Here is a 6,573-nt window from a genome sequence, read left to right as displayed (position 1 = left end):
GCCGTTTACTGCGTTCATGAAGCCTTCACCACGTTCACGAGCAGCAGAAGTACCAGCAATACCTTCAAGTTGGATTACTTTCGCTTTCTCGCCTACTTTTTCCATGATGAAGTGACCTGCCATTTCGCCGCCGATTACGTTATCAGAAGCAATGTGGCTCACTACGTCACCACGGCTTGCGCCACGGTCTAGCGTTAGTACAGGGATGTTTGAACGGTTAGCAATACGAATAGCGTTAGATACTGCATCTGAATCTGTAGGGTTAATCAGGATTGCCTTAACACCACGAATGGTTAGATCTTCAATGTTCGAAAGCTCTTTGCTTGGGTCGTTTTGAGAATCAAGAACGATAAGCTTGTAGCCTAGCTCTTCAGCTTTCGCTTCTGCGCCATCTTTCATGGTTACAAAGAATGGGTTATTCAATGTAGACAGAACGATTGCCATTGTATCTTGCGCCTGTGCAGACACAGATACTGTTGTAGAAAGAAGGGCAGCAGAAATAAGAGTCGCTAATTTTTTCATGGTGTAAGTCCTTTATGTAGGGTGAGCTAGGTTGGATAACCCTAGCTCGTTGTTACATTATTTATAGATTTAATGTTTATAGGTTTGTTACTGATAGATCTTTTTATTAAAGGTGCTTTTTCTATGGGTTTTCTATAGATAAAGCAGGGTGTTGCATTGACTCAAACTAGAGTCTTATTTGTTTTTGTTATCGACCAATACTGCCAGAAGAATAACCACTGCTTTTGCAATCATCTGGTAGTAAGAAGATACGTCTAATAGGTTGAGGGCGTTGTTTAGGAAGCCGATTATCAGTGCACCAATCAATGTACCCATGATGCGACCACGACCGCCCGCTAAGCTTGTGCCGCCAAGAACCACGGCTGCGATGGCGTCTAGCTCATAACCCATACCTGCGGTAGGTTGAGCAGATGACAAGCGAGAGGCCACGATGATGCCAGCCACTGCAGCTAGCAGGCCACAGATTGCGTAAACGCCGATTTTCACTTTGTCTACGTCGATGCCTGATAGGCGAGTTGCTGATTCGTTGCCACCCAGTGCGTAAACGTAGCGACCAAAACGTGTGTGGTTTAATAGGTACCATACTGCTGCGAACACCACGACCATGATCCATACTGGAACTGGGATGCCCATTGCGTAGCCTGTACCGAACCAAGCGAATGCGTCTGCTGTGTCAGTGAAGCCTGTTGAGATAGGGCGACCGTCGGTGTAAACCATGGTTACGCCGCGAAGTAGTGTCATGGTTACAAGCGTTGCGATGAAGGCTTGAACTTTACCCTTAGCGATAATCACACCGCTAATAGCACCTAATGCTGCACCAGCTACTAGAGCGGTTGGTACTGCGATCATGACAGGGATTTCCATACCAATCATGCTGGCTGCGAACGCACCACAAAGTGCCAGTACAGAACCAACACTCAAGTCGATACCCGCGGTTAAGATAACCAACGTCATACCCACAGCGATAATCGCGTTAACCGAGGTTTGGCGCAGAATGTTCAGGATGTTGTCGACAGTAAAGAAGTTCGGGTTTAAGAAAGAAACGACAACAATCAGGAAGATCAAAGCAATCAATGACTTTTGATCAATCAGCCACTCTTTGCTGATTAATGGTTTTTTCTTTGGCGCTTCAGTTTCAGTTGTTTTGCTCATGGTTTTAGTACTCATGCTGCGTCCTCGTTGATCTTTTTACCGACCGCACACGCCAGTAATAATTCTTGGTTTGCTTCTTTAGCATCAAATTCACCGCTTACACGGCCTTCATGCATCACCATGATGCGGTCACTCATTCCTAACACTTCTGGCATTTCAGATGAGACCAAAATAATGCTCATGCCGTCGGCTTTAAACTTATTAATGAGTTGGTAAATCTCTTTCTTAGCACCGACATCGACACCACGCGTTGGTTCATCGAGAATCAGTACTTTTGGTTTGGTCATCAAGCCTTTAGCGATAGCCACTTTCTGTTGGTTACCACCAGAAAGGTTGCCAATGATTTGCTCGCGAGTCGGGGTTTTGATGTTGAAGAGCTTGATGAAGTCATCCACGGCGATCACTTCGTCTTTATGTTGGATTTGACCGCTCTTTGTCAGTAGGTCAAGTGAACATAAAGACATATTCTCTTTCACTGAAAGCCCTAGAACTAAGCCATCGCCTTTACGGTCTTCAGAGATGTAAGCAATGCCATTCGCCAAGCCATCTTTCGGGCTTACCGGGTTGATGGTTTTGTTTTCTAGGTTGATGACGCCGCGTTCACTTGGAAGGGCACCGTAAATCACTTTCATCAGTTCGGTACGACCTGCACCCATTAGGCCAGATACACCAAGAATCTCGCCGCGCTTTAGAGTAAAGCTCACGTCATGAACACCAGAACCAGTCAGGCCAATCACTTCAAGGCAGGTTTCACCGTGGCTCTGTCCGATACGTGGATATTGCTCGTCCAGTTTACGGCCAACCATCATCTCGATTAGGCCATCTTCGTCGGTGTATTTTACTTCACATTGTCCAATGAACTTACCGTCACGAAGCACGGTGATGTCATCACAAATCTCAAAGATCTCTTTCAAACGGTGAGAGATGTAAACAATGCCACAGCCTTCATCACGTAGTTCGTTAATTACTTTAAATAGAGACTCAGTTTCGGTATCGGTTAGTGCATCCGTTGGCTCATCCATGATGATGACCTTAGATTCAAACGATAGGGCTTTCGCTATCTCTACCATTTGCTGCTCACCAAGGCTTAGCTGACCTAAAGGAGTTTTTGAACTGTGTTTTACGTTAAGGCGTTTAAGTAGCTTGTCCGCTTCTTGGTACATTTCGTTCCACAAGATACGTCCCATGGTGCCTGTGATTTCACGACCTAAGAAGATGTTCTCGGCGATGGTTAGCTCAGGAATTAGGTTCAACTCTTGGTGAATGATGCTAATGCCGGCTTGTTGTGAATCACGTGGTCCTTTAAATGCTGCGGGTTTACCTTGGTATGCGATAGTGCCGCCGTCCAAGTGGTAAATGCCGGTAAGCACTTTCATCAACGTTGATTTACCTGCACCGTTTTCCCCCATTAACGCCATTACGCGCCCTGGGTAAACGTTGAGGCTCGCCTTATCTAGTGCTTTAACACCTGGGAAGGCTTTCTCAATTGAGCTAAGTTCTAAAATGGCTTGAGTCATGTCGGTTCCTTTACTCGGGGCCAGTTGTATTTGATTGTTTTGGTTCAGTGATGACACTGAGCTGTCGTTGCGCTTAGGTTCAAACGCTAAGCTTGAGTTAAAAGGTTACGCCAGCTTGGAAAATAACATTTGCGTATGGCGTGCATTCGCCAGTGCGAATAACCGCGCGGCTGTCATGCGTTCGCTCTTTGAATTCTTCATGAGTGATGTAAGTAATCGAAAGCGATTTGCCGCAACGCGCTTCTTCTGTCTTAACTAAATCAATCAGTGCAGCGTGATGGTCTGGGCTTACTTTCGCAAACTCTTCTGCAATCACAACGCCTTCAATCTGAGATTCATCCAGCATGGTTTTTACTGTTTGCTGAAAGCTCGGAACACCATGAGTTAAGGCAAGATCAATACGAGTTACGTGATCTGGAATCGGCAAGCCCGCGTCACAAATCGTGATTTCATCTGTGTGGCCAAGAGTCGCCACTAAGTAAGAGAGTTCAGAATTAATTAGAGTACTTTTTTTCATATCACGACCTATCGAAAAATAACGTTTAATGGGTTGAGAACAACTCAAGAAAAGCCATCGAAACGTTTCGATAGTGATAATAGTGTTTGATTTATCATTTGCACTCTTCACTTTGCTAGAGTGTGATAACGATCATCGAAACGTTTCGATGGGGCGTTTTTTAGTGATCTTAATCAACGCCATTGATTGCATAAATACGTTCACCATGGAGATATAAAGAGTGCGCTACGGCTTGTTGCCCATACAGTTTTGACACAATGTAGTGTCGCTTAAATTTAATTAAGTGGGGTCAACCGACAAAATGTAGCCAAACTTGGTGATTGTGGTTATCTGAATGTCTGGTGTTCTTAAGCGCGTAAAAACATTACGCAGATTATAGATGACGTTAGCAAGTATGTGAGGAGAGGTGAGTTCCCCTTCCCAGCACATATCAATAATATCTTCCCTAGAAACGGGATCCCCTAGATTTTCTGTTAGTAAACAGAGCACCGAAAGTAGGTGAGGGCGTAAAGTGATTTTATTCCCCTGTTCATTAGTAATCGTTCGAGAGTCAGTATCAATGATTAAGCCGTTGAGCTCTATTGTGTGGTTCATCGTGTTTCTATTCGTCTTATTCTGAATGGTTGAGATTGAGTTAAGTCGCAAGCTACTAAAGCGTGTGGATTATGCAAAATCACGCCACTCTTGAAAGTAAGCTTGCGTAAGTGCGAGGTGGAAAAACCTAAAAACCGGATGATTTGGAAGGGAATGGATTGTTCAAACAAACGTTAGGTGTTTTTTTATTTCTTTTTGATTCAGGCTCTTATGGTGTTTTAACTAATTCTGTTGTCTGGGGTTATAAAGTGATTACATTTTTATTTATTTTTTTGTTTTCTGTGAGCCTATCATGTTCGCGAATTCGACGGGGTGTCGGGTAACTCTAACAAGATTGTGCAGCACAGGAAGGCGTAACAATCTTGATTTGCATTAAGTAAGGTCAAGTAGTAATGGGCAATAAATTAATTCTAAGCATCGCAATGATGTCAGCATTTGCAGCAAACAATGTAATGGCAGCGGACAGTGGTTTGTATCTAGGTGGTGCCATTGGTACTTCTGGCGTCGATGATGGTGGACTATTTTCATCAATTAAAGAGCCAGTGACGTTTGAAGCAGAAGACAATGCTTACCGTATCATTGCTGGCTATAAGTTTAACCGTATTGTATCACTTGAGCTTCAGTACACGGATTATGGTGATGTGGTTGCTAAATATCCTTTAAGAAGCAACGCTGGCTTTACATGGACTCCTCAAGTCTTTTCGATTGCTGCAAACCTTGGTTATACGTTTGATAATGGCGTTCGCCCATTTGGTACAATTGGCTTATCTTCAATCGATCTCGATATGAAGTATGCAGACGGTTCACGTCCTTCAAGTTCTGATTTCGATGATTCAGGTGCAGGTGTACGAGTTGGTTTTGGCGTTGAGTACACCCCAGAAAAGCTTTCTGAGTTAAGCCTGAGACTTGGTTATGAAGCCGATGCATTTACAGTAGAAGTTGACGAGGGCAACTCTTGGAACCGAAAAAAGGTAGAGAAAGATATCGTATTGGCTTCATTCTATCTTGGCGCAATGTACACATTCTAAGTTTCACACTTTGCTAAACGGTAAATCGGTTTCTAAATGGGGCGTCGGTTGGCTCAACCCGTTTGGCTAAAGTGGAAGGCCGCAGTTTTTGACTGCGGTTTTTTTCATGTTCAACTCAGGTAACTCTCGATTGAAGATGTAATCGAATAGCTAGGCTTCACGGATATGAGCGGTGACAGCAACGATGGCATGGTCAGTACTGAATTGGTCGTGTTCAAAGCTGGGATTGATGAGGTGATGGTCGAGCACTGTGTAGCAAGAGATTTCCATCATGCTTGATGAGTTCTGACAGTCAAATTCGTTCGACATTAAAATGTAATCCAGAACAGAACCAGAGGCACCGTAATAGTGGGTTGGTTTGCGTTGTTCAAGTAAGTCTTGTTCATGCAATTGATGATAAATATCCCAGCTGTCTTTTAACCGGAAGTGGGAAAGCCAATGCTTGCTGTTTTCGTCTCTGTTTATTGAATAACTTAATAGCCCTTTAAACTCGTCGTTGAATAGAGGCTTATTAAAGTCACCCATTAACACAACAGGCTGATCGGTTTGGTAACGATGATTGGTGATGTATTGATGCAGCATCTGAGCTTCAAGGCCGCGCTGCACGCTAGATAACCAAGAGCCAAGTTGCTCTTGGTGGAAGCGAGTGAGCGTGTCACTTTGTGATTTTTCACCTTGCTGAGCGTTATCCACATCGATAGATTCTGCTTTGGGTTCTGTCGGACGTTGTGATTTGAAGTGCACCACATAACAGTCGGTTGAACCTAAATGGGGTAACGTAATCGTGGCATGAACAGGCGTTCTGTTGAATGAGAAATTGTCTCCAAGGTTGAACGCTGTCAGTAACTTCGAATCTGGCGTAACAGGCTGTACATTTTCAATTGGGTAGCGGGATGCGATACCAACGACAGGGGAGGTGTATAGGTAATCATCTTCAACGTCTGCGCTATCGACCACTGCAAAGTATGGATAACCTAGCTCATTCATCAATTGCTCTAAAGACTGCGGGCTAAATATCTCTTGAAAGCCAATCACATCACAATCTAATGAACTAATCGCTTCAGCCATCCAATGTTGCTTTTTCTGCCATTCATCGAAGCTGTAGATGTTCTCAAAATCATAGTAAGCATTCGGCGGTTCGAGATAGTTCAGAAGGTTGAACGTTGCGAATGTTATGTGGTTTGGTTTGTTCAAAGTGTCATTCCATTTAGACCTAAGCAGCAAGGATACTCCAGTAAAGTAT

General features: G+C 43.9%; 7 protein-coding genes. 1 reads left to right on the top strand and 6 read right to left on the bottom strand.

The window, feature by feature from the left end:
• From AB4653_RS19200 to AB4653_RS19180, 5 genes are all read right to left on the bottom strand, one after another.
• Positions 1-522: substrate-binding domain-containing protein (locus AB4653_RS19200; protein WP_372105022.1), on the bottom strand; the 522-nt coding region annotated here is incomplete at its 3' end.
• Between the two features lie 174 nt (positions 523-696).
• A complete protein-coding gene (gene rbsC / locus AB4653_RS19195; RefSeq protein ID WP_009844905.1) occupies positions 697-1,689 on the bottom strand; it encodes a ribose ABC transporter permease in 993 nt (330 codons plus the stop codon).
• Complete coding sequence (gene rbsA / locus AB4653_RS19190) at positions 1,686-3,191, bottom strand: ribose ABC transporter ATP-binding protein RbsA (protein WP_102257613.1); 1,506 nt, start codon at positions 3,189-3,191, stop codon at positions 1,686-1,688. Before rbsA ends, rbsC begins: the two co-directional genes overlap by 4 nt.
• Positions 3,192-3,288: 97 nt before the next feature.
• The gene (rbsD, locus tag AB4653_RS19185; RefSeq protein ID WP_009844907.1) at positions 3,289-3,708 is read right to left on the bottom strand and encodes a D-ribose pyranase; all 420 of its coding nucleotides are present in this window, start codon (positions 3,706-3,708) and stop codon (positions 3,289-3,291) included.
• Between the two features lie 279 nt (positions 3,709-3,987).
• Entirely contained in the window at positions 3,988-4,302 is a 315-nt protein-coding gene (locus AB4653_RS19180; RefSeq protein WP_009844908.1) for a winged helix-turn-helix domain-containing protein, read from the bottom strand.
• A 392-nt stretch (positions 4,303-4,694) separates the two neighbouring features.
• Between AB4653_RS19180 and AB4653_RS19175 the strand changes: the two genes are divergently transcribed.
• Positions 4,695-5,330, top strand: coding sequence for a porin family protein (locus tag AB4653_RS19175; RefSeq protein WP_009844909.1), 636 nt, complete (start codon positions 4,695-4,697; stop codon positions 5,328-5,330).
• A gap of 150 nt (positions 5,331-5,480) precedes the next feature.
• On the opposite strand, the gene AB4653_RS19170 is transcribed toward AB4653_RS19175, so the two are convergent.
• The gene (locus tag AB4653_RS19170) at positions 5,481-6,524 is read right to left on the bottom strand and encodes an endonuclease/exonuclease/phosphatase family protein (protein ID WP_009844910.1); all 1,044 of its coding nucleotides are present in this window, start codon (positions 6,522-6,524) and stop codon (positions 5,481-5,483) included.
• Positions 6,525-6,573: the final 49 nt, after the last annotated feature.

Origin of the sequence: Vibrio sp. 10N.222.48.A3 (assembly GCF_041475345.1) — a bacterium.
In the GTDB taxonomy this organism is placed as follows: domain Bacteria; phylum Pseudomonadota; class Gammaproteobacteria; order Enterobacterales; family Vibrionaceae; genus Vibrio; species Vibrio tasmaniensis_A.
This window is presented reverse-complemented; position numbering and strand designations above follow the sequence as displayed.

Coding starts and splice junctions, on each gene's coding strand:
- rbsC (WP_009844905.1), bottom strand. CDS start 1,689: ATGAGTACTAAAACCATGAGCAAAACAACTGAAACTGAAGCGCCAAAG.
- rbsA (WP_102257613.1), bottom strand. CDS start 3,191: ATGACTCAAGCCATTTTAGAACTTAGCTCAATTGAGAAAGCCTTCCCA.
- rbsD (WP_009844907.1), bottom strand. CDS start 3,708: ATGAAAAAAAGTACTCTAATTAATTCTGAACTCTCTTACTTAGTGGCG.
- AB4653_RS19180 (WP_009844908.1), bottom strand. CDS start 4,302: ATGAACCACACAATAGAGCTCAACGGCTTAATCATTGATACTGACTCT.
- AB4653_RS19175 (WP_009844909.1), top strand. CDS start 4,695: ATGGGCAATAAATTAATTCTAAGCATCGCAATGATGTCAGCATTTGCA.